Origin of the sequence: Agrobacterium sp. LY4 (genome assembly GCF_001526585.1) — a bacterium.
Classification (GTDB): Bacteria; Pseudomonadota; Alphaproteobacteria; order Rhizobiales; family Rhizobiaceae; genus Agrobacterium; species Agrobacterium leguminum.
In genome coordinates, this window is sequence record NZ_ASYA01000017.1 from 48793 (window position 1) to 69539 (window position 20747).

The following is a 20747-nucleotide window of genomic DNA, read 5'->3' on the forward strand; positions in this document are numbered from 1 at the left end:
CTTACTTCGCCTCTGCCATTTTTGCCTGGACCTGCTTCATCCCGACCTCACCGGTGACCTGTCCGGCGATCAGCCCTTGAATCACCTGGAAATAGGTGTCGAGTACTGAGGCGGGCAGGTAAACGCTGGGATTGTAGCCAACTCCACCCTCAGCGGCTGCGAATATCTCCTTGAGCACGGGGGTTGGCGGCTCGATACCGGTGAGTGCGCGCGGATAGATCATGGTGCTGGCCGACGCCTGAGCACGCTTCTTCATAACGGCGTCGGACAGCATGAAATCGATCCATTTCATTGCGAGTTCGGGCTGTTTGGAATTGACCGGCACGAGCCAGCTCCAGCCGACACCTCCGGTGGGTATTGCCTCACCGGGCAGATCGGAGGGCATGGGCGAATACCCGGCATTGGCAAGATCATATCCGGCCTTGCGGGCATTGGCCGTGAACCATGGACCGGCGACGAACATTGCGGCGCGCTTGTTGAACCACAGCCGCGCGGCGCCATCGAGATCAAGACCCGCCATTTCTTTCTTGATGTATCCCGCTTCCACCAGCTTTTGCAGACGCAAGGCGCCCGCCGATATCTTCGGATCGTCCCAGGCGATTTCACCTCGCAAGGCCTTGCCGATCGCCTCCCTGCCGCTTGCCGATTGCAGCAGATTGCCGAACAGGTGTCCGGCACTGCCGGCGGTGCGCGGACCGATGGCAATCGGCTGCAGGCCTTTGGCCTCGATGTCCGCCAGCAGGGTTTCGAACTCCGTCCATGTGGCGGGGATTTTCCAGCCAGCCTTTGCGAAGATGTCCTTGTGATACCAGATACCCAATGCGTCCAGACCGTCGGGCACCTCATAAATCTCGCCACCGAATTGGCTTTTAAGCTCCGTATAGAGCCACGGATAGATCGCATCCTTCCAGCCACGCTTTTCATATTGGCCGGTAAGTGGCATCACCTGCCTGGCATTCTTCACGATGCTGACGCGGCCGATGCCGGAATTGGTCAGGATAACGTCCGGCCCCGCGTCGGACTGGATCGCGGACTGCACGGCGCCGTTGCTGATCGTGCCGGTCGGCGGCATGAATTCGACATTTACACCCGGATTGGCCTTTTCGAAATCTGCCTTTATGCCGTTCCACAGCTCGGCCACCAGCGGCTCGGTGATCTGCTCCGGACCCCACATCTTCAGCGTTTCGGCATTGACCGCGCTACAACCGGCGAAGATGGCCAGCGCGGCGACACCGCCTGCAAGAAATTTCAGCATTTCTTCCTCCTCCTGAGCAGGCCACGATGTGGACACTGCCTCCCTTTTTATTGGAAAAGGGGGACCTCCCACCCCTTCCCATAACCTGGCTATGATGCCGGGATCTCCTTCCTGAAGCGGGTGAGCACCGCCTGCTGAACATCGCTGATATGCGCATGCATCAGCGCCTTGGCACGAGGAATATCTCTCGCCCTGAACGCTTGCAGGATATCGTCGCGCTCCTGTGCCGCCCGTTCGGCAAATTCCTTGCTTTCATTAGCGATAGCGCGGCAGATCTGTATCTGCAGGGCAAGCCTTGCCAATGTTTCGATAAGCGGCGCGCTGCCGGACAATTCGGCGATTGTCTCGTGAAACTCCCGGTCGCGCGTGCCGTAAGTCTGAAGGTCGCCACGCCGCAATGCCGCCACTGCCTCATCCAGTATCCGCTCGAAGCCGGCGATGTGGGTGTCGCTCATCTGCGGAACAGCAAGCTCCACGGCAAAGCACTCCAGCGTTTTGCGCAACTCATAGAGATCCTCAATCTCCTTGCGGCTGAAGCTTCTGACGAAGAAGCCGCGATAGGGCTTGATCTCGATCAGCCCTTCCTTGGCAAGCGTGCCGATCGCCTCGCGAAACGGCGTGCGGCTTACCTGAAGCCGCTCCGTCAAAAGCTTTTCATCGATAGACACACCGCTCGGCAGTTCTCCCGATACGATCAAGCGAACGATTTCCTCATAAATCCGCTCGCGAAGCGTCTGATGTTGGGGAGCATTCATGATTAAATTTCCATCTGGATTTCGATAATTAAGTATGCAATATCCAAAATAATATACAATATGCAAAATGAAAATTTACGAAAAAACCGGCCATCCTGGAGGGGAACGGTCAAAAACGGGAGGAATAACAATGGGAAAGGTGTATATTATCGGCACCTGCGATACAAAATTTGCTGAGCTGGATTTTGCCAGAACCATGGCGCGGCTAGCCGGTGCTGACGTCGTCATGGTCGACGTGGGGACACAAGGCGTCCATTCTGGCGCGGATGTGGCCGCAAAGGACGTGGCGGCTTGCCATCCCCTCGGCGCCGGCGCCGTGCTTGATCGAACAGACCGCGGCAAGGCCATATCCGCTATGGCTGAGGCATTGTCTGTTTTCCTTGATAAGCGAGACGATATCGGTGCCGTACTCGGTCTCGGGGGCACGGGTAACACCGCTCTCGTCACCCAGGCCATGCGCGGCCTGCCAGTGGGATTGCCAAAACTAATGGTATCGACAGTGGCATCGGGCAATGTCGCTCCGTATATCGGTCCAAACGACATCGCGATGATGTATTCGATCGTGGATATCGCCGGGCTTAACGCCATATCTCGCAGGGTCATAGGGAATGCCGCCCGAGCAGCAGCAGGAATGGCTGCACATGCCCAGACACCTTCGGCAGATGATCGCCCGGGTATCGGCATGACGATGTTCGGCGTCACCACCGGCTGCGTCACGCAGCTTCGAGAGCTATTGGGCGAAGCCTACGAGCTGTTCGTCTTCCACGCTACGGGTGTCGGCGGCCAGTCGATGGAAAAGCTTGCGGATTCGGGCCTGTTACAGGCCGTCATCGACGTTACGACAACAGAGATTCCGGACCTTCTGATCGGCGGCGTGTTTCCGGCAACGAACGACCGCCTTGGCGCCGTCATCCGCACCAAAATTCCCTATGTCGGCTCGGTCGGCGCCGTCGACATGGTCAATTTCGGCGCTATGGAGACCCTGCCCCCCGCCTTCCGTGACCGTCTGCTGCATATACACAACGCCCAGGTGACTCTGATGCGCACCACGCCGGATGAAAACAGGCGCATCGGCAGCTTTATCGTCGAAAGGCTGAACCGCATGGAGGGCCCGGTGCGTTTTCTTCTGCCGTTACGGGGCGTATCGGCACTCGACGCGCCGGGACAGACGTTCCACGACCCCGCAGCAGATGATGCCCTGTTTTCGGCCATCCGGATGCAATGGCAGGATGCACCGAACCGAAAACTGTTGGAGATCGACGCCCATATCAACAGCCCGGAATTCGCAACCGCTCTCGCTGCCAATTTTCGCGACATTACCGCCTGAGGAGACACCATGACACATCATTCACGTAACGAAATCCTGCAACGCTTGCGCCGAAAGATCGCCGAGGGAAGGCATATCATCGGTGGAGGAGCCGGTACGGGTCTTTCAGCCAAGAGCGAAGAGGCCGGAGGCATCGACCTGATCGTGATCTACAATTCAGGCCGCTACCGCATGGCCGGTCGCGGATCGCTGGCCGGCCTGCTGGCTTATGGGAATGCCAATGAGATCGTTCGGGAAATGGGCCGGGAAGTCCTTCCCGTCGTGCGCCATACGCCGGTGCTGGCAGGTGTCAATGGAACCGATCCTTTCATGCTGCCGGACATGTTTCTGGACGAATTGAAGGCCATGGGGTTTGCCGGCATCCAGAACTTCCCGACGGTCGGCCTGATAGATGGTACGTTTCGCGCCAATCTCGAAGAAACCGGCATGGGGTTCCATCTCGAGGTCGACATTATCGCGCGCGCGCACGCCAAGGACATGCTGACGACACCCTATGTCTTCAGTGCGGAGGACGCTATTGCCATGACCGAAGCAGGCGCCGATATTGTCGTTTGCCACCTCGGCCTGACGACCGGCGGAGCTATCGGGGCGGAAACCGCGCTTACACTGGATCAGTGCGTGGAGCGCATCGACACATGGTCGGATGCGGCACGCTCCGTGCGGCAGGATGTGATCGTATTGTGCCACGGAGGCCCTATCGCCATGCCGGACGACGCAGCCTATGTGCTGTCCCGATGCAAGAGATGCGACGGGTTTTATGGGGCAAGTTCCATGGAGCGGCTGCCGACGGAAACGGCGATCAAGGCACAGATCGAGGCCTTCAATACTCTCCGCAATGAAGCGTCGTAAAACTACGTTGGCGCCCGAAAAATCCTTGAGAATTTTCGGCCCGATTTGACAAGCTGCTTCAGATGAAACTGTTATTTGGGAGTGGTGGGGCGGTCGATCATGACAAGCAGAAGCCGTTCGTCGAGCACCTCCACGGCATGATTGCTTCGATTTCGACCGCATCGCCCACCCACTAGCCATGTCCCCCGCTCGCATCCCCACAATCGCTGCCGATAAAGAAGCCGAAACTAGACAATCCATCTACGCTTCATATTAATTTATTTATTAAATTAATATTCACTTGACTCGATCACGCCTTCGTGTTTTTCGTTTGCCGTCAGTATTAGGGAGCTGGCGGAGGAGCTTTACACATGATCAATGACGCGCATATCCTGCGGCCCACCCGGCGCCGCTTCCTGCAGGGCACGGGCATCGCACTCGCCTCGACCACTTTGTCCTCGCCCGTGATCGCGCAGAACAGGCAGTTGACGATTATTTCCAATCGTGGCAACGCCGACCAGCGCGCCGCGCTTGAAAAGATCGCCGCAGACTTCGGCAAGGCGGCCGGTTTGACCGTCACCGTCAACAATATGGACCACGAGGCCCATAAGACCGCGATCCGCAATTATCTCGTCGCCAGCCCGCCCGATATCTGCTTCTGGTTTTCCGGCAGCCGCATGCGCTCCTTCGTGGAGAAGGGACTGTTCGACGATATTTCCGATCTCGTCCAGAAAGAAAACTATGCCGATGTTCTCGGCGGCACGCTGGGTTCGGTCACCGTCGGCGGCAAGCAATATGGCCTGCCCACGGGCGGCATTCTCTGGGGACTGTTCTATCGTCAGGACACGTTCGACCAGCACGGCCTGACGGTTCCAAAGACCTTCGACGACTTCTTCACCCTTGCCGAACAGTCCAAGAAGGCGGGCATCGTGCCGATGAGCATGGGCACCAAGGATCAGTGGCCCTGCGGCGGCTGGTTCGACCACATGAACCTGCGCATCAACGGTCTCGATCATCACATGGACCTGATGGCGGGGAAGGTGAAATACACCGATGCCTCTCTCAAGGAGGTCTTCGATAATTGGGAAGCGCTCATCAAGGCTGACTTCTTCACGCCGAACGGCACCTCCTATGCCTGGGATCCCGCAGCGGCCGCGCTGGTACAGAAAAAGGCCGCGATGATGGATCTCGGTAACTTCATCAAATACGCCTTCCCGGCGGAAGACCTGCAGCATGTGCGCTTTGCGCCCTTCCCCACCATCAAGGCGGGCATGGAGCAATATGAGGATTTCTCAGTCGACTCCATCCACCTGCCTTCGGGATCGAAGAACAAGGATGCGGCACGCGAATTCCTGGCCTATTTCTACAAGCCGGAAAATCTCAGCGCCTATCTTTCCCCGGAAGGCAACGTTCCGGCACGCAGCGATTGCACGATCGGCAATGATCCTATCCTGCAGATGGCGGTCGCGGAATTGAAGAAGGTCAAGGCCACGGCGCAATATTACGATCGCGACAGTGATCCTGATCTCGCCCAGGCCGGGCTGAAGGGTTTCCAGGAATTCATGGTCAAACCCGAACGGCGCGACAATATTCTTCAGCAGATCGAACGCGCCCGTCAGCGTATTCACGGCTGATCGCCAGTAAGGTCAAAGGCAGGCGGATAAGTTCGCCTGCCATTCACTTCCAACAGGATATGCCCATGTCTCTCTGGTGGCGCAGCCGACGAAACTGGCTGACACCCGCGTTGCTGCTTGCACCGGGTCTCTTACTCTTCCTCGTCATCATCATCGCCTCGTCGCTCGAGACCTTCTGGATCTCGTTCTTCGACTGGGACGGCATGGGACCGAGAACATGGATCGGTTTCGGCAACTACCGGGAGCTGTTCGACGATCCCCAGTTTTACGTATCGCTTAAAAACAATACCATCTGGCTGGTGATGTTCCTGCTGGCGCCGCCGGCGGGCCTTGCAATCGCGCTTCTCGTCAACCAGAAGATCGCCGGCATGCGCTTCATGAAGTCGCTGTTCTTCATGCCGCTTGTCCTCGCCACCGTGACCGTGGGCGTGATATTCGGCTGGTTCTACGATCCCACCTTCGGCCTGCTTGCCATCATATATCACGCCTTCGGCGCAGAAGCCCCCGCACTTCTTTCGGACGAGAACCTGGTGACATTCGCCGTGGTCGGCGCAGCATTATGGCCTCAGATCGCTTTCTGCATGGTCCTGTTCCTCGCAGGTCTCAACAATCTCGATGAGGAACTGATCGGCGCCGGTCGAGTCGATGGCGCCAAGGGATGGCCGATGCTTCGCCATATCGTGCTGCCACAGCTGAGCCAGGTGGCCTTTATCGCCGTCGCCATCACCATCGTCGGCGCGTTGCGCTCCTTCGATGCGATCTCAGTGATGACGGCAGGCGGCCCTTTCGGCTCCTCTACGGTGCTCGCCTATCAAATGTACGACCAGTCGCTCTTCTCCTATCGCTTCGGTTATGGCGCAGCGATCGCCACCATCCTGTTCCTCATCATGTCCGTCTTCATCGCCTGGTATCTGCACGGGCTGATCAAATCCGAGAAGAGGAGCTGAGCCATGTATCCGCGCCCCATTCCCGAAAACAAGAAACTCGCCCGTCTCGGTTACATGGCCGGCGTTCTGGCGATCCTCATCCTCTGGCTGCTGCCGCTCTTTGCCGTCATCATGACCTCCTTCCGGTCCTTCGATGATGTGATGTCCGGCAACTACTGGGGCTGGCCGACAAAGTTCAGCCTGACGGAAAATTATGTCGCGGTCTTCGAACAGACGAAAATGCTGCGCTACTTCACCAACAGCCTGATCATCACCATTCCCTCCGTCATCGCGGTGCTGATCCTGTCGACCCTCACCGGCTTCGTGCTGTCGCGCTACCGTTTCCGAGGCTCGATGGTGATCTTCGCCATCTTCGTCGGCGGCAACTTCCTGCCGCAGCAGATCATGATGATCCCGATCCGCGACCTGATGGTCTCGGCGGGCCTTTACGACACCTTCTTCGCGCTTATCCTTTTCCATGTGGCGTTCCAGACGGGCTTTGCTACGCTCTTCATGCGCAACTTCATCGCCGCCCTGCCGGACGAACTGTTCCAGGCGGCGAGAGCCGAAGGCGCATCGCCCTGGCAGACGCTGATCCACATCGTCATCCCGCTGGTGCGTCCCGCACTTGCCGCCCTTGCCATTCTGGCGTTCACCTTCATCTGGAACGACTATTTCTGGGCGTTGGTGCTGACCCAGAGCGATGCCGTCAAACCCGTCACCGCAGGTCTCTCCAACCTCAAGGGCGAATGGGTCTCGGCCTGGAACATCGTATCGGCCGCCACGATCTTCGTCGCCGTTCCGCCGGTCGTCATGTTCTTCCTCATGCAGAAACACTTCGTCTCAGGCCTGACCATGGGGGCGGTAAAGGGATGACCTCCGCTGCCCAACCCCTGTCCTCCTCCGAAACGACGACCAACAAGGACAAGATCGGCATGAAAAGCGTCGAACTTCTCAATGTCGAGAAGCACTATAGCGGCTTCCACGCGCTGAAGAACATCAACCTCACCATCGAAAAGGGCGAGTTCATCGTCATGGTCGGTCCGTCCGGCTGCGGCAAGTCCACCCTGCTCAAGACCATCGCGGGCCTTGAGACCATAAGCTCGGGCAAGCTCATCATCAATGATCGAGACGTCACCAGGGAAGAGCCCGGCGAGCGCGGTATTGCCATGGTCTTCCAATCCTATGCGCTCTACCCGCATATGACTGTCGCCGAAAACATGGGCTTCGGCCTGAAAATGGCGAAACGCCCCAAGGCGGAAATCGATGCCGCCGTGAAACGCGCCGCCGAAATCCTCAGGATCACTGAACAGCTCGACAAAAGACCGAAACAGCTTTCCGGCGGCCAGCGCCAGCGCGTGGCGATCGGACGCGCCATCACCCGTTCGCCCGAGGTCTTCCTGTTTGACGAGCCGCTCTCCAATCTCGATGCGGCGCTCCGCACCCAGATGCGCGTGGAGCTGTCCACACTTCACGCCGAGCTTGGCTCGACGATGATCTACGTGACCCACGATCAGGTCGAAGCCATGACCATGGCAAGCCGTATCGTCGTGCTCAACAGGGGCGCGATCGAACAGGTCGGCTCACCGCTGGAACTTTACGCCAATCCGGTCAATCGTTTCGTCGCCGGCTTTCTCGGTGCGCCACGCATGAATTTCTTCGAAGGCAAGGTTGCCTCAGTGAGCGAGATCGGTGTGACGGTTACGGTTCCCGGACTGCCAGATCTTCAGGTGAAGGCCCATGAAGCCTTGGGTCTCAGGGCCGGCGAGGATATTGCCATCGGCGTGCGCCCCGAGCGCCTGAATATCGATGCGAACGGTTCCGCCGAGGTTGCCTTCGATGCCCGCATCCGCCTTATCGAGCATCTTGGACGCGAAACCATCCTTCACGTCGATGCCGACCCCGTGGTCACCACCGGGTCGGATACCGGCACCCGCAATGTCACGGTGCAGCTTGGCGATGTCGTTACCTTCGCCAACGGCGAAACCGTCCGCATCGGTTTCGACCTTAGTGACACCTATTTGTTCGGCCCTGACGGAAAGACCCTGACGCCTCCCAAATCCGCCACCCGAACCTGATCAAAATCGGAGTTTTTATAGCATGAAACGGTCGAAACCCGCGCCCCTGTCGGTCTGGCGCACCCTTAACCTTGACGATTTTATGCTCGGCGTGCCGCATTATCCCGAGCATGTCGACGAAAGCTACTGGCAGCGCGACGCCGATCGCATGAAGGCGATCGGCTTCAACACCGTGCGCATGGGTGAATTCGCCTGGCATATCTGGGAGCCATACGAAGGCAAGTTCGACTTCGACCTCTTCGACCGCGCCATCGACCTTTTGGGCAAGGCGGGCATCAACACCATTCTCTGCACACCGACAGCGACCCCGCCGCGCTGGCTGACGCAGAACTATCCGGAAGTGCTGCGCGTCGACCGCAATGGCCGCCGCGCAAGCCACGGCTCGCGCCAGCATGGCGATACGACCAGCCCGGTCCTGCGGCACCATAGCCGCCGCATCACCACGGCGATGGCCGAGCACTATAGGGACAATCCCTATGTCATCGGCTGGCAGACGGACAATGAACTCAATACCACGGTTTCGGAATCCTTCTCGGATTCCGCCGCCCTCGCCTTCCGCAATTTCCTGCGGCACAAATATGAAACCATCGACGCGTTGAACTTCGCCTGGGGCGGCCATTTCTGGGCCACCGCCTATGATAATTTCGATCAGATCGTGCTGCCCTTCCCGATGGCGCCGTCCTATCTGAGCCCGGGCCACGTGCAGGACTATCACCGCTTCCTGGCGGCGGCGACCGCGGCCTTCCAGCGCGATCAGGTCGACATATTGCGCGCGACCAATGCCGACTGGTTCATCTTCCATAACCTCGGCAACCTCACCGACATCGACTTCCGAGGCCAGTTCGGCCAGGACCTTGATTTCATCGGTTTCGACATCTACCCGATGCTCTATGACGAGTTCCGCCGCACCGGCGGCCATGCCGCGACGCAGGCGCTGCAGCTGGACGTCTGCCGCAGCTATTCCGGCAACTTCATCGTTCCGGAGCAGGCCTCCGGCCTCGGCAGCCAGCCCTCCTTCACCACCATGGCGCCCGAACCGGGCGAGATGCGGCGCATGGCGCTTTCGTCCGTTGCCCGAGGTGCTGATGGCCTGATGTTCTTCCGTTGGCGTCCGGCGCATTTCGGGGCCGAGATTTACTGGATGGGCATCATCGACCATGACGATGTGCCCCGCCGCCGCTATGAGGAAGCCCGCCATTTCGCTTCCGACATCCGGAAAATCAAGGACAGGCTGCTCGGCACCTCCGTTCGCATCGATGTCGGCATCGCCGGTGCCGATTTCGACAATCAGGAAGCCCACAAGACCTACCCGATTGGCCTGCCCTCGCCACTGGAGGACGCAACCTTGTTGCACCGACACTGCTACAAACGCGGCATTTCCTGCGGCTTCATTCATCCTGAGGACGACCTAACCCACCTCAAGGTTCTCTATGTACCGCATTGGGTGATGTGGAACCAGAAATGGACGCAGAAGCTCGAAGCCTTCGCATCGAACGGCGGCATCGTCATTGTCGGCGCGATGACGGGCACCCGTGACGTCAACAACCACATCATCCGTGAGCAGGCGCCCGGCGGCGCGTTGGCAAAGCTCACCGGCATTCGGGTCGAGGAATTCGGCCGCATCACCGCCACTGGCGGCGAGGGTCTGTTCCAGCGATCCGCGCCGGAAGCCGGCCTTTATGTGCCTCCCGATCTACCCCCCTCCTCCTCCTCAGACCGCAAATACTCGCTCGAGATCGGTGGCCGCCTGATCGAGGCCGAACATCTTTATGAATTGGTAGAAATCGGTGACGATGTCGAGGTGATCGGAACCTGGGCAAACCGCTTCGCCAAGGGTCGGGCGGCGATCACATCCCGCAAGGTTGGCAAGGGTCGCGTCGTTTACGTCGCAACCTATCTCACGGAAGCTCTTGCTGCCATCCTTGAAGAGGTGGTTCTGGCGGATGCCGGCGTTGCGCCGCTGGTGGCCGATCTGCCCGCCGGCATCGAAGTGGCGATGCGGCAGGCAGCGGATCGCAAACTGCTCTTCGTCATCAATACGCTCGAAACGGAGCAAAAGATCGCCCCTCTTCCGCAAGGCAAAGATCTTCTCTCCGGCAGGCAAATGACCGCAGGCGAAACACTGGAGCCTTATGGTTGCCGCGTTATCGAACTCGTTTGATCAAGTCTGTATAATTGAGGTCGCATCGGCCCCATGACCTCCGCTTGAAAGCGGCGAAGAGATGATCTCGCCGCTTTCTTGTTTCTGCTCGGCGGCAATCTAGGGAGCCGAGCCGTTCAGCACCTCGAAATCGAAGATGCCCTGGGTCGCCAGTGCTGCGGCGCCGGAACTCCAGAAATTGTCACGCTCATCCGGGACGATCGGCGGCGGCGTGGTGAAACAGTAAACCTCAAGCGCCCGGCGCATAGGCTCAAACAGAAAATTCCCGAAGGTGACGGCCTCGCCGCCGACGATAATGATCTCCGGATCGACAATGTCGATCATCGTTCCAAGGTGCTGGCCGATGGCCTCACCGGCCTCCCTTAGGATTTCACGCGCAATGGGGTCACCCGCGAATGCTGCCGCCGTCATTGCAAAACGATCCGCCGCATCCAGACCTTTTTCCTTTCGCCAACGCTCAACAATCGCGTTCTCCGAATAAAATGCCTGCAGGCAACCGTGGCGTCCGCATTCGCAAAGCGGGCCTTGAAGCCTGTGGCGGGCATGACCCAGCTTGCCGGCCTGGCCATGGGCGCCGCGATGGACGGTGCCCTCCACCACCGTCGCGCAGCCGATGCCGACACCGATGGCAAGCGCGGCAAAGACCCTGTGTTGACGGCCAAGCCCAAAAAGATGCTGAGCCAACGCGAAGGCACGCGTGTCGTCCTCCATCCAGACCGGAACATTGACCCGCTCTCGCAGCATTTTAGCAAAGGGCACGTTTTCCCAGAAGAAACGGTGGCTCTTGATGCATATGCCGTTTTCAGCATCTATCGAACCCGGCATGGAAAAACCGATCCCGGTGATTTCTCCCGCCTTTTCAGGTGTCGATTGTTTCAGCCGTCGCACCGCGCGTTCAGCGGCATCAAGCACGGTCGCCGGCGCCGGATCGTCAAAATCGACGGTGACGGACGAAAGCGGCGCGGTTGAAAGATCCGTCAGCACGCATTCCAGCGATCCGACATTCATCTTTATTCCGATTGCGAGGTGCCCGGCATAATTGATCTCCAGAGGGACCGGGCGGCGACCGGCCGCCCCGGCCGTTGCATTACCCTCGATCAGGTACCCCTCTGACAGCAGATCGGTCGTGACAAACGTCACGGCCGCCGGGCTCAAACCGGTGGCCACAGCAATTTCAGCGCGGCTCAGCGGCCCTTCTCGTCTGACCAGATTAAGGATCAGACGCCGGTTCATCGCCCGTGTCGTTCGCTGATCTATCTTCACTCGCATGCCTCTCTTGCAGCTATCAAAACCACGTTTGAAGCGTAGATGGAGATGCGTCAACCAAATAGCGCTCAATATGCCCGTTCCGGCTGGTGAGCCACTTCAGTATTCCGGTTTCCCCTCCGCAAAGGAGTGTCAAAGAGCTATTTAGACATATGATATCCGCCAGCACTTTTTCTAAAAAGTTTAACATAGGGCTTCGTCAGTAACCCGTAGATGAGGATCATCCGTTTTAACCCGCTCCGCCTCCCGTTCGCTGATGCGCCGAGCGCTGACGCTTCACCGCCTGAGACCACATCATAACCCTTGGCCACCATCCCAGCCGACACCAACGCTTCGCCATAGCCAGGTTAACCAGATCCAGCAAATTCAAAGAGGTGCGGTTTCCCGACAATTTGCGTTCCATCATTTTCGCGCCAGCATCAGCCTGTCTTGTCCCTTGATACCGATCTTGGCGGCCACTATCAGGCCGTGGGCAACCACCAGCAACCGGATCTCCCCATTACGATATCGGCGTCGATCGACGGGAATGGTTTTCAGGCCGAGATTGGTGGCCGCAGGATGCGGCGCCGGTGGCGATGCCGGCTTGCCGCAAGATTGAAACTAAGAGCAACCGGCCCAGCCATGGGAGCACAGCGCGTTCTAGCCATCGAAGGCGACGACCGCCTGCAGCACGCTCAGCAGGTTTTCCGATTGCCGGGGATGCAAACGTTCGTTTTGGCAAACGTTTAGAGCGCGGTTTTTAGAACGTGCCGACGCCGATTGTGTGGCGCTAACACTAAACCCTCTTAAAAAAGTAGTGCCCTACACCCCACACGTCACCGCCCTCGTGCCCGAAAAGCCCCGCGGTCGCCAGGAAGAACAATCGCCATCGCCTTTCCCACAGCCGGGCGTCGGCACCATAGGTTTGCTGCAGAATGGGTCGGATACGGTCAATTTTTTTGTCGAAATTTTCGAGCCAATCGAGCGCTGTCCGACGATAGTGCGACCCTGACCAGCGCCACTCCCGCTCGACGGCGAAAAGCTGACTGAAGCGATGGGGAAGGTCGAAGGCCGGCATGATGCCGCCGGTGAAGAAGTGCCGGGCGATCCAGTCGGCAGGATTGTTGTGGTCGAAACGATAGGATCGGTCGCGGTGGTTAAACACATGCAGGAAAAACCTGCCGTCCGGCTTCAGCCACGAGTGAACACGCTCGAACAACACGCGCCAATTCGACATATGCTCGAACATTTCCACCGATACGACACGGTCGAAACGATCGCCCGTCGTGAAATCATTCATATCGGCCGTCACTACAGAAAGGTTTGAAAACCCCCGTTCTCGGGCACGACCGATTATATATTCGCGCTGCGACACGGAGTTCGAGACTGACGTGATGCGCGCATTTGGGAAACGGCCAGCCATATAGAGGGATAACGAACCCCATCCGCAACCGAGTTCCAGAATATCCATGCCGTCCTCAAGGGCGGCATGGGCCGAGGTCTTGGCCAAAGCAATATTTTCAGCTTCATCCAGCGTCGTCGTGGCATCGTCATAATAACAGCAGGAATATTTGCGCTGCTCTCCCAGAACGAGCGCAAAAAATGCCGCTGGCACTTCATAATGCTGTTTGTTTGCATCGTCGGTATGGCTGGCGACGGGAAACTTCACCATATCCGCCGCGAAAGCCTCTTCCGCATCCGCTGTAATGGCGGCAAGCCGCCGCTTCGTCCGTGCGCAGAGCATATCTATTCCGGCGAGCGTCACGCTGTCGCTGAGCGGCGCGCGCTCGGCGGCGTTGATGGCGAGTGCGAGCATGTTCATGGCCTGTCCTCGTTCTTGCGCGGCCCCGGAAAAAAGGCATTGACGCGTTGTTGAAGGGCGTGGAATTTTTCCCCGCGCGATTGGAGCATATGGTCTTCAAGCGGCGGAATGCCGGAGACATGGACAAGCAGCCAGTACATCATCGCCGGTGCGGCGAGCGATACCCATGACAATGCCGGCCCCTGAATGGCCAGCAGCGGAAAACCGCACCAGAAAAGCCATTCGAAAAAATAGTTGGGATGGCGGGAATAACGCCACAGCCCGGTTTCGCAGACACTGTTTTTTGCTGCTGCGGTCTTTCTGAATTTCCAGAGCTGGGCGTCGGAGAGCGCTTCGCCTGCCAGCGCGCCAAGGGCAACCACCATGGCGATAACGTCAACCATACGCGGAAACACATGGGTGTTGCTTGCCGCAAGATAGACCGCAAGAACGAGCACGAAAGCGGCGATTGCCTGTATCTGCAGGAAGATGAATAGCCGCAGGGCGGCAGCGCTCCCCCACTGCTCCATAAGCTTTGCATAGCGGGGGTCTTCCCCGCCTCCTTGCGTGCGCATGCCGATATGGCCGGCAAGCCGCAGGGACCAGACAACGACCAGGAAAAGTGTAGCACCGCGCCGCCAGCCGTCTCCGCCGGCAAAAACAACAGCGAAAATTCCGCCAAGCCCGACACTCGCAGCCCAGACCGTGTCGATCCTGCCGCTTGAACCGGTTTCTCTCTGCAACGCCCAAGCGCCCGCCATCAGAAGCGACATGAGAATGGCAAGCGTCAGGACTACAGAAAACATCACTAATTCGCTCGCCATTTTGAACGGTTTGAGGTCGGGTTTCGTGATGGCAAATACGAGCGGACCCGCAAAATAGTTTCAGGCGCCGGACAAAATTTCAAAAAATCGGTGCGCCGGTGAAACTGATCGGGCGGCCTCCTCGTACATGTCGCAGTCCCCAAGACTGGATTGGCAGTGCTATAGCGAGGAAAAATGGTCGACACCGAAGCGAAAAAAGAACAAAGCCACCGCATCGCCGTCGTCGGAACGGGAATTTCCGGTTTGTCAGCGGCCTGGCTTTTGTCGCAACGACACGATGTAACTGTTTTCGAAGCGGCTGACCGCATCGGAGGCCACACCAATACGGTGACGTTCAGCACGGACCATGGACAAGTCCATGTCGATACCGGATTCATTGTCTATAACGAGCAGACCTATCCCAATCTCACCGCGCTTTTCCAGCAACTGGGCGTGGCGACCGCAGCTTCGAACATGTCTTTCGCCGTTTCTCTGAATGATGGCGGTTTCGAATATTCCGGTGGAACGGGCCCTGGCCTGCTGGCCCAGAAGTCCAACATCCTGAGGCCACGTTTCTGGGCGATGCTTGCGGACCTTTTGCGCTTTTACCGCAATGCCCCACGCGACCTGCATTTGATGGGCGATCTGTCTCTCGACGAATATCTCTCCCGCAACCGGTATGGTTCAGCGTTCCGCGACGATCATCTTTACCCCATGGCTGCGGCCATCTGGTCCACGCCGGCCATGGAGGTCGGCCGTTATCCGGCGGCGCATTTCATCAAATTCTGCCGCAATCACGGCCTGCTGTTGCTGCGCAATCGGCCGGTCTGGCGCACAGTCATCGGTGGCTCGCGCGAATATGTGAAACGCATCACGGCGCCGTTTGCGGATCGAATTCTCCTCTCGACGCCGGTGAAGCGCATCCACCGCCTGCCGGACGGCGTCGAAATCACCACTGCGGACGGCAAAGCCATGCGCTTCGATGACGTGGTAATAGCAACCCATGCGGATCAGGCGCTCGACATGCTCGCGGACGCAACACGCGCCGAACGGCGCATTCTTGGCGCGTTTGCCTACACCCAAAACCGCGCCGTGCTTCACACCGACAGCCGTTTCATGCCGCGCCGCCGCGCTGCCTGGTCAAGCTGGAACTATGTGGCCGACACGCGCATTAAAACGAGCCTGCCGAGCATTACCTACTGGATGAACAGGCTTCAGCCGCTGGGCGAAATCCCGGACATTTTCGTAACGCTGAATCCGGCGCGGGAACCGGATCAAGGAAAAATCATCGCCGAGGAAACCTATCACCATCCGGTTTTTGACGCTGGCACCGAACAGATGCGTCAGGAGCTATGGGCCTTGCAGGGTCTGCGAAACACCTGGTTCTGCGGCGCTTATTTCGGATCCGGTTTTCATGAAGATGGTCTTCAGGCCGGCCTTGCCGTCGCCGAAGATCTTGGCGGCGTATCCCGTCCATGGAAGGTTGCCGACGACAATGGCCGGATCATCCGCCTGGATTTGGCGACGATTGCGACAGACACGGAAATCATGGAGGCGATGGCATGACGCCTCCCCTCACCTCGGCGCTTTTTCCCGGCCATGTAACGCATGCGCGCTTCAAGCCGAAAACCCATAAGCTCGCCTACCGGATTTATTCGCTGCTCCTCGACCTCGATGAGTTGAACGTGCTCGACCGGAAATTGCGATTTTTCTCCGTAGACCGGTTCAACCTGTTCTCGTTTCACAGCAGGGACCGCGGCAACCGCAGCGCCATCGGGCTGCGCCAACAGATCGAGGCAGCCATGACGGCGGCAGGCATGGCAGTGGACGGAGGGCCGATACGTCTGCTCACCATGCCGCGCGTACTCGGCTGGGCCTTCAACCCACTCAGTGTCTTCTTCTGCTACGGGCGCACTTGTCGCTCAAAGCTATCCTCTGGGAGGTGGACAACACGTTTGGCGAGAGACACTCATACCTGATCCCGGTGGAAGCCGGCAAATCGACCGAGATCGTCCAGCGATGCGACAAGGCCTTTTATGTCTCTCCATTCATGGACATGGATCTCCACTATGTTTTCCGCGTCGCGCCGCCCGGCGACAGGCTGAAAATCGTCATCGATACTTTCGACAATGACAGCCTGGTCCTGACGGCGCGGCATCTGGCCCGGCGTGTCGAATTGACGGACGGTGCGCTTCTGAAAGCTTTCTTCGCAATTCCCCTCCTGACGCTCAAGGTCATTCTGGGCATTCATTGGGAGGCCCTGAAAATTTGGCTGAAAGGCGTGCAGCTCAGAAAACGGCCGCTGCCGCCTGCCGGTCCAGTCTCCTTCCGTCATCCTTCATCGTCGCAAATCGAGGCCAAAATTCATGACCCCGTTTGACAATCTCACGGAATTATCGGCGAAGAATACGCGCCTGAACGACCGCATCAGCCCAGGCATGTGGCTTATCAACCGGCTGTTGAGTAATATCGACAGGGGAAGATTACATATCATTCTTCCCGGCGGCGGCGTCATTGAAAAATCAGGCGCAACGAATGGCAGCGAGGCAATCCTTGTCCTGCATAGCTGGCGGGCGATCCGGCGGATGCTGCTAAACGGCGACATCGGCTTTGCCGAGGGTTTCATCGAAGGCGACTGGACCACACCAGATCTGACGGCGCTGATCCGCTTTGCGGCCCAAAATCGCGAGGCGTTCGCAAGGTCAATGCGCGGCAGCCTGCCGATGCGCCTTCTCAACCGCACTGCGCACGGGTTGAATGCCAATACCAGACGCGGCAGCCGCCGCAATATCGAAGCGCATTATGATCTCGGCAACGAGTTTTACCGGCAGTGGCTTGATCCCTCTATGCTGTATTCGTCGGCGATTTTCGATGACACGGCGTCTACGCTCGAAGCCGCCCAACTGAAAAAACTGGAACGTATCGTCGATAAACTGAAATTGAGCGGCGGCGAAAACATATTGGAGATCGGCTGCGGCTGGGGCGCACTCGCCATTCACCTTGCCACGCAGGCCAAAGCCACCGTCACCGGCATCACTCTCTCCCCCTCCCAGTTAAAATGGGCAAAAAATGCAGCGGAAAAAGCCGACAGTACAGACCGCATCGATCTGAGGCTGCAGGATTACCGCGACCTGAACGGCCAATTCGACAGGATTGTCTCCGTCGAAATGTTCGAAGCAGTCGGCGAGGCCTATTGGCCGAGCTATTTCGAAACGCTGAAAAGATGCCTGAAACCGGACGGCAGCGCGGTGCTGCAAATCATTTCGATTGAAGAAAGCCGCTTCGATACATATCGGCGTAAGGCGGATTTCATCCAGAAATACGTCTTTCCCGGCGGCTTTCTGCCCTCAAATGCCGCGCTCGAAAAAGCGGTCGGCAAAACCGGCCTGAAGCTCACCGATAGGGAACTTTTCGGCCAGTCCTACGCGCTCACGCTCGCCGAATGGCGCCAGCGTTTTCATGCGCGGTGGCAGACGATTTCCCTGCTCGGCTTCGATGACCGCTTTCGACGGCTTTGGGATTATTACCTTTGCTATTGCGAGGCAGGCTTTGCAGAGGGGAGCATAAACGTCGGCTTCTACACGATCGAACACAGATAAGGCGGGACCAACTGCGGAGAGACAATGATGATCAACGGATTGACGGTTGCTTCCGTCCTATGGCCACTGCTGGTCGCGTCCAACGCGACGGCGGCCGATATCGACGGCAATTGGGCGCGCGGAGACGGGAAGGCGAAAGTACTGATCGCGCCCTGCGGTGAAAATATCTGTGCCACAAACACCTGGATCAAGCCGGGCACTCCGAAGGAAAAGGCCGGGGACCGGCTGATCATGGACATAAAGCAGACAGAGGCAGGCAGCTATTCCGGCACCGCTTTCGACCCCCAGCGGGATAAATCCTACAGGATAACAGTGACAATAAACGGCAACGGCATGACCACGAAAGGCTGTATCGTCGCCGGTATGCTGTGCAAGGGCATAAACTGGACAAGGATCGACTAGCCACATCTCCACGTTGCTTCGACCCACATCGTCGCTTCCTTATCGATGCCCTTCAAAGGAAAACATCAATGAAAACCTATTTCGCAGCCTACCTTTTTACCCTCGTCGCCTTTCTGGTGATTGATTTCATCTGGTTGAGCACGATGGCGTCGCGTCTTTACCGCCCGGCCATCGGCGATCTTCTGGTAGAAAACTTCCGGCTTGCTCCGGCGGTCATCTTTTACCTCATCTATGCCGCCGGCCTGACCTTTCTTGCAGTTCGCCCTGCCTTTCAGACGGGGGAATGGACGACCGCGCTGCTTTATGGCGCAGTGGTCGGCTTCATGGCCTATGCCACTTACGACCTGACCAATCAGGCGACGTTGAAAAGCTGGTCCACGACCCTGACCGTCGCCGATCTTCTATGGGGAACCTTCGTCTCCGCGGCAGCGGCTACAATCGGCTATCTCATCACGGTGCGGCTGATCGGCCCGCTGGAAAATCCGACGGGCCTATGATGACGACATCCCCTCTTACCGGCCGCTTAAGTGCGATAACCCTGCGGCCCAGTCGTTGCCAGGTTCGCAGCATGAGCATGCATCTCTTGTCTTCCTGCGAAAGACGACCCTATAAAGGAGGCGCAGCAAGGAAGGTTCGAATGCAGGGCACAGAGATCGCAGGCCTTATCAACCGCGTCGGCATGGGTGATCGTTCAGCATTCGTCTCGCTTTATCAGGCAACCAGTCCGAAGCTTTTCGCGATCTGTCTGAAAATCCTGCGTGACAGAACGGAAGCCGAGGAGGCGCTGCAGGAAATCTATATCAAGGTCTGGCAGCGGGCCCGAACATTTGCCGCCAGCGCCGGCAAACCCGCCACATGGCTTGCCGCCATTGCCCGCAACCATGCAATAGACACGATCCGCGCGCGCAAGCCCATAACCGACGACATTGAGGAAGCCTACGATCTTGCCGACGAGAGCGCCCGCGATCCTGAGCAGCAGATCGTTCTCGCCGATGAAGGCCGCAGGATCGAAGACTGCATGCGCGAGCTTGAGACCGTACACGCACAGGCAGTGCGCCGGGCCTATGTCGAGGGCTTGAGCTATCTCGAACTCGCCGAAGAATTGCGCGTGCCGCTCAACACGGTCAGAACCTGGCTGCGACGCAGTCTTCTCAAACTCAGAGAGTGCATGCAGCGATGACGACGGGCGAACAGAGCGGCGGCAAGCATTCGCGCGACGACATCCTCGCCGGTGAATATGTTCTGGGCGTCCTGCCGCTCGAAAAGCGTCGTGAACTGGAACGACGCATGCAGGACGATGAGGCCTTCGCACAGCTGGTGCAGCGTTGGGAGGCGGAATTTTCCGACTTCAATGCCGATTACCAGGAGCAGGCACCGAGCGCCACTGTTCTTGCGCGTATCGAAGAACGCCTGTTCGGCAGCAGGACCGTCAATACCAATGGCAGCCTCTGGAATTCCGCGTCCTTCTGGCGCTGGATCTCGGTTGCCACCAGCGCAGCCGCCGTGGCGGCCATCGTTTACGCCGCCTTCCCCGAAAAATGGCGGGGCGCCACCCCGCTGGTGGCCGAACTTGCAACGACCGACAGCCAGGTTAATCTCCTCGCCTCCTACGATGCGGAATCCGGACGGATGCGCATTGTGCCTGTCGCAACCGGCAAGACCGACGAAAAATCGCTGGAACTGTGGCTGGTGATGGAAGGCGGCAAGACCCGCTCGCTCGGCATCTTCCAGCCCGGCACGAATGGCGATCTTATAATCCCCGCAGACATGCGCAACAGCATCACCGAAGGCACCACCTTGGCGATCAGTGTCGAACCTTTCGGCGGCTCGCCGACTGGTCAGGCAACCGGCCCTGTTATCGCCGTCGGCACGGCGCGATGGGGATGAAGGTCTAACGCTTCCCGATTTCGAGGCGAGTCCCGATGAACGCGTC

At 58.3% G+C, this 20747-nt stretch carries 18 protein-coding genes and 2 pseudogenes; 14 read left to right on the top strand and 6 right to left on the bottom strand.

Going from position 1 to position 20747, the window contains the following annotated elements:
* Position 1 precedes the first annotated feature (1 nt).
* Positions 2-1255, bottom strand: a complete 1254-nt coding sequence (locus L904_RS16065) for an ABC transporter substrate-binding protein (RefSeq protein ID WP_020812743.1) — start codon at positions 1253-1255, stop codon at positions 2-4.
* A gap of 89 nt (positions 1256-1344) precedes the next feature.
* On the bottom strand, positions 1345-2010 hold the full coding sequence (locus L904_RS16070; RefSeq protein WP_020812744.1) for a GntR family transcriptional regulator: 666 nt from the start codon (positions 2008-2010) through the stop codon (positions 1345-1347).
* Positions 2011-2140: 130 nt separating this feature from the next.
* Here L904_RS16070 and L904_RS16075 point away from each other — a divergent pair, with 130 nt between their 5' ends.
* The 7 genes from L904_RS16075 (at position 2141) to L904_RS16105 (ending at position 10964) form a co-directional block, all read left to right on the top strand.
* Complete coding sequence (locus L904_RS16075) at positions 2141-3337, top strand: Tm-1-like ATP-binding domain-containing protein (protein ID WP_020812745.1); 1197 nt, start codon at positions 2141-2143, stop codon at positions 3335-3337.
* 9 nt (positions 3338-3346) lie between these two features.
* The gene (locus L904_RS16080) at positions 3347-4186 is read left to right on the top strand and encodes a phosphoenolpyruvate hydrolase family protein (RefSeq protein WP_020812746.1); all 840 of its coding nucleotides are present in this window, start codon (positions 3347-3349) and stop codon (positions 4184-4186) included.
* Between the two features lie 350 nt (positions 4187-4536).
* Positions 4537-5799, top strand: coding sequence for an ABC transporter substrate-binding protein (locus tag L904_RS16085; RefSeq protein WP_020812748.1), 1263 nt, complete (start codon positions 4537-4539; stop codon positions 5797-5799).
* Positions 5800-5864: 65 nt separating this feature from the next.
* On the top strand, positions 5865-6746 hold the full coding sequence (locus L904_RS16090) for a carbohydrate ABC transporter permease (protein WP_031234425.1): 882 nt from the start codon (positions 5865-5867) through the stop codon (positions 6744-6746).
* Positions 6747-6749: 3 nt separating this feature from the next.
* Complete coding sequence (locus L904_RS16095; protein ID WP_020812750.1) at positions 6750-7601, top strand: carbohydrate ABC transporter permease; 852 nt, start codon at positions 6750-6752, stop codon at positions 7599-7601.
* A gap of 59 nt (positions 7602-7660) precedes the next feature.
* The gene (locus L904_RS16100; RefSeq protein ID WP_031234426.1) at positions 7661-8803 is read left to right on the top strand and encodes an ABC transporter ATP-binding protein; all 1143 of its coding nucleotides are present in this window, start codon (positions 7661-7663) and stop codon (positions 8801-8803) included.
* Between the two features lie 22 nt (positions 8804-8825).
* Complete coding sequence (locus tag L904_RS16105; RefSeq protein WP_020812752.1) at positions 8826-10964, top strand: beta-galactosidase; 2139 nt, start codon at positions 8826-8828, stop codon at positions 10962-10964.
* Positions 10965-11063: 99 nt separating this feature from the next.
* Here L904_RS16105 and L904_RS16110 read toward each other — a convergent pair whose 3' ends face one another.
* From L904_RS16110 to L904_RS16120, 4 genes and pseudogenes are all read right to left on the bottom strand, one after another.
* A complete protein-coding gene (locus tag L904_RS16110; protein WP_031234427.1) occupies positions 11064-12233 on the bottom strand; it encodes an ROK family transcriptional regulator in 1170 nt (389 codons plus the stop codon).
* A gap of 287 nt (positions 12234-12520) precedes the next feature.
* Positions 12521-12926, bottom strand: a pseudogene (locus tag L904_RS27820) (DUF1612 domain-containing protein); the annotation flags it as partial.
* A 79-nt stretch (positions 12927-13005) separates the two neighbouring features.
* Positions 13006-14031: a cyclopropane-fatty-acyl-phospholipid synthase family protein gene (locus L904_RS16115; protein ID WP_020812755.1), complete on the bottom strand. Its 1026-nt coding sequence runs from the start codon at positions 14029-14031 to the stop codon at positions 13006-13008.
* A complete protein-coding gene (locus L904_RS16120) occupies positions 14028-14816 on the bottom strand; it encodes a DUF1295 domain-containing protein (RefSeq protein WP_031234428.1) in 789 nt (262 codons plus the stop codon). The genes L904_RS16115 and L904_RS16120 overlap by 4 nt, the downstream gene beginning before the upstream one ends.
* Before the next feature lie 192 nt (positions 14817-15008).
* On the opposite strand from L904_RS16120, the gene L904_RS16125 reads away from it, so the two are divergent.
* The 7 genes and pseudogenes from L904_RS16125 to L904_RS16155 all read left to right on the top strand — a co-directional run bounded on the left by L904_RS16125 (position 15009) and on the right by L904_RS16155 (position 20701).
* On the top strand, positions 15009-16379 hold the full coding sequence (locus L904_RS16125; RefSeq protein ID WP_035261907.1) for an NAD(P)/FAD-dependent oxidoreductase: 1371 nt from the start codon (positions 15009-15011) through the stop codon (positions 16377-16379).
* A pseudogene (locus tag L904_RS16130) lies at positions 16376-17193 on the top strand (DUF1365 domain-containing protein). Before L904_RS16125 ends, L904_RS16130 begins: the two are co-directional and overlap by 4 nt.
* Positions 17180-18412, top strand: a complete 1233-nt coding sequence (locus L904_RS16135; protein WP_020812758.1) for a cyclopropane-fatty-acyl-phospholipid synthase family protein — start codon at positions 17180-17182, stop codon at positions 18410-18412. The pseudogene L904_RS16130 and the gene L904_RS16135 overlap by 14 nt, the downstream one beginning before the upstream one ends.
* A 24-nt stretch (positions 18413-18436) precedes the next feature.
* Positions 18437-18814: a DUF2147 domain-containing protein gene (locus tag L904_RS16140; RefSeq protein WP_031234429.1), complete on the top strand. Its 378-nt coding sequence runs from the start codon at positions 18437-18439 to the stop codon at positions 18812-18814.
* A 68-nt stretch (positions 18815-18882) separates the two neighbouring features.
* Positions 18883-19311 carry a DUF2177 family protein gene (locus L904_RS16145; RefSeq protein WP_020812759.1) on the top strand — a complete coding sequence of 143 codons (429 nt, stop codon included), beginning with the start codon at positions 18883-18885 and terminating at the stop codon, positions 19309-19311.
* A 140-nt stretch (positions 19312-19451) separates the two neighbouring features.
* Entirely contained in the window at positions 19452-19994 is a 543-nt protein-coding gene (locus L904_RS16150) for a sigma-70 family RNA polymerase sigma factor (protein ID WP_031234430.1), read from the top strand.
* Complete coding sequence (locus tag L904_RS16155) at positions 19991-20701, top strand: anti-sigma factor domain-containing protein (protein WP_020812761.1); 711 nt, start codon at positions 19991-19993, stop codon at positions 20699-20701. The genes L904_RS16150 and L904_RS16155 overlap by 4 nt, the downstream gene beginning before the upstream one ends.
* Positions 20702-20747 lie beyond the last annotated feature (46 nt).

Excerpts from the sequence above, each read along its gene's own strand:
- L904_RS16065 (WP_020812743.1), bottom strand. The coding sequence starts at position 1,255 with ATGCTGAAATTTCTTGCAGGCGGTGTCGCCGCGCTGGCCATCTTCGCC.
- L904_RS16070 (WP_020812744.1), bottom strand. The coding sequence starts at position 2,010 with ATGAATGCTCCCCAACATCAGACGCTTCGCGAGCGGATTTATGAGGAA.
- L904_RS16075 (WP_020812745.1), top strand. The coding sequence starts at position 2,141 with ATGGGAAAGGTGTATATTATCGGCACCTGCGATACAAAATTTGCTGAG.
- L904_RS16080 (WP_020812746.1), top strand. The coding sequence starts at position 3,347 with ATGACACATCATTCACGTAACGAAATCCTGCAACGCTTGCGCCGAAAG.
- L904_RS16085 (WP_020812748.1), top strand. The coding sequence starts at position 4,537 with ATGATCAATGACGCGCATATCCTGCGGCCCACCCGGCGCCGCTTCCTG.
- L904_RS16090 (WP_031234425.1), top strand. The coding sequence starts at position 5,865 with ATGTCTCTCTGGTGGCGCAGCCGACGAAACTGGCTGACACCCGCGTTG.
- L904_RS16095 (WP_020812750.1), top strand. The coding sequence starts at position 6,750 with ATGTATCCGCGCCCCATTCCCGAAAACAAGAAACTCGCCCGTCTCGGT.
- L904_RS16100 (WP_031234426.1), top strand. The coding sequence starts at position 7,661 with ATGAAAAGCGTCGAACTTCTCAATGTCGAGAAGCACTATAGCGGCTTC.
- L904_RS16105 (WP_020812752.1), top strand. The coding sequence starts at position 8,826 with ATGAAACGGTCGAAACCCGCGCCCCTGTCGGTCTGGCGCACCCTTAAC.
- L904_RS16110 (WP_031234427.1), bottom strand. The coding sequence starts at position 12,233 with ATGCGAGTGAAGATAGATCAGCGAACGACACGGGCGATGAACCGGCGT.
- L904_RS16115 (WP_020812755.1), bottom strand. The coding sequence starts at position 14,031 with ATGAACATGCTCGCACTCGCCATCAACGCCGCCGAGCGCGCGCCGCTC.
- L904_RS16120 (WP_031234428.1), bottom strand. The coding sequence starts at position 14,816 with ATGTTTTCTGTAGTCCTGACGCTTGCCATTCTCATGTCGCTTCTGATG.
- L904_RS16125 (WP_035261907.1), top strand. The coding sequence starts at position 15,009 with ATGGTCGACACCGAAGCGAAAAAAGAACAAAGCCACCGCATCGCCGTC.
- L904_RS16135 (WP_020812758.1), top strand. The coding sequence starts at position 17,180 with ATGACCCCGTTTGACAATCTCACGGAATTATCGGCGAAGAATACGCGC.
- L904_RS16140 (WP_031234429.1), top strand. The coding sequence starts at position 18,437 with ATGATGATCAACGGATTGACGGTTGCTTCCGTCCTATGGCCACTGCTG.
- L904_RS16145 (WP_020812759.1), top strand. The coding sequence starts at position 18,883 with ATGAAAACCTATTTCGCAGCCTACCTTTTTACCCTCGTCGCCTTTCTG.
- L904_RS16150 (WP_031234430.1), top strand. The coding sequence starts at position 19,452 with ATGCAGGGCACAGAGATCGCAGGCCTTATCAACCGCGTCGGCATGGGT.
- L904_RS16155 (WP_020812761.1), top strand. The coding sequence starts at position 19,991 with ATGACGACGGGCGAACAGAGCGGCGGCAAGCATTCGCGCGACGACATC.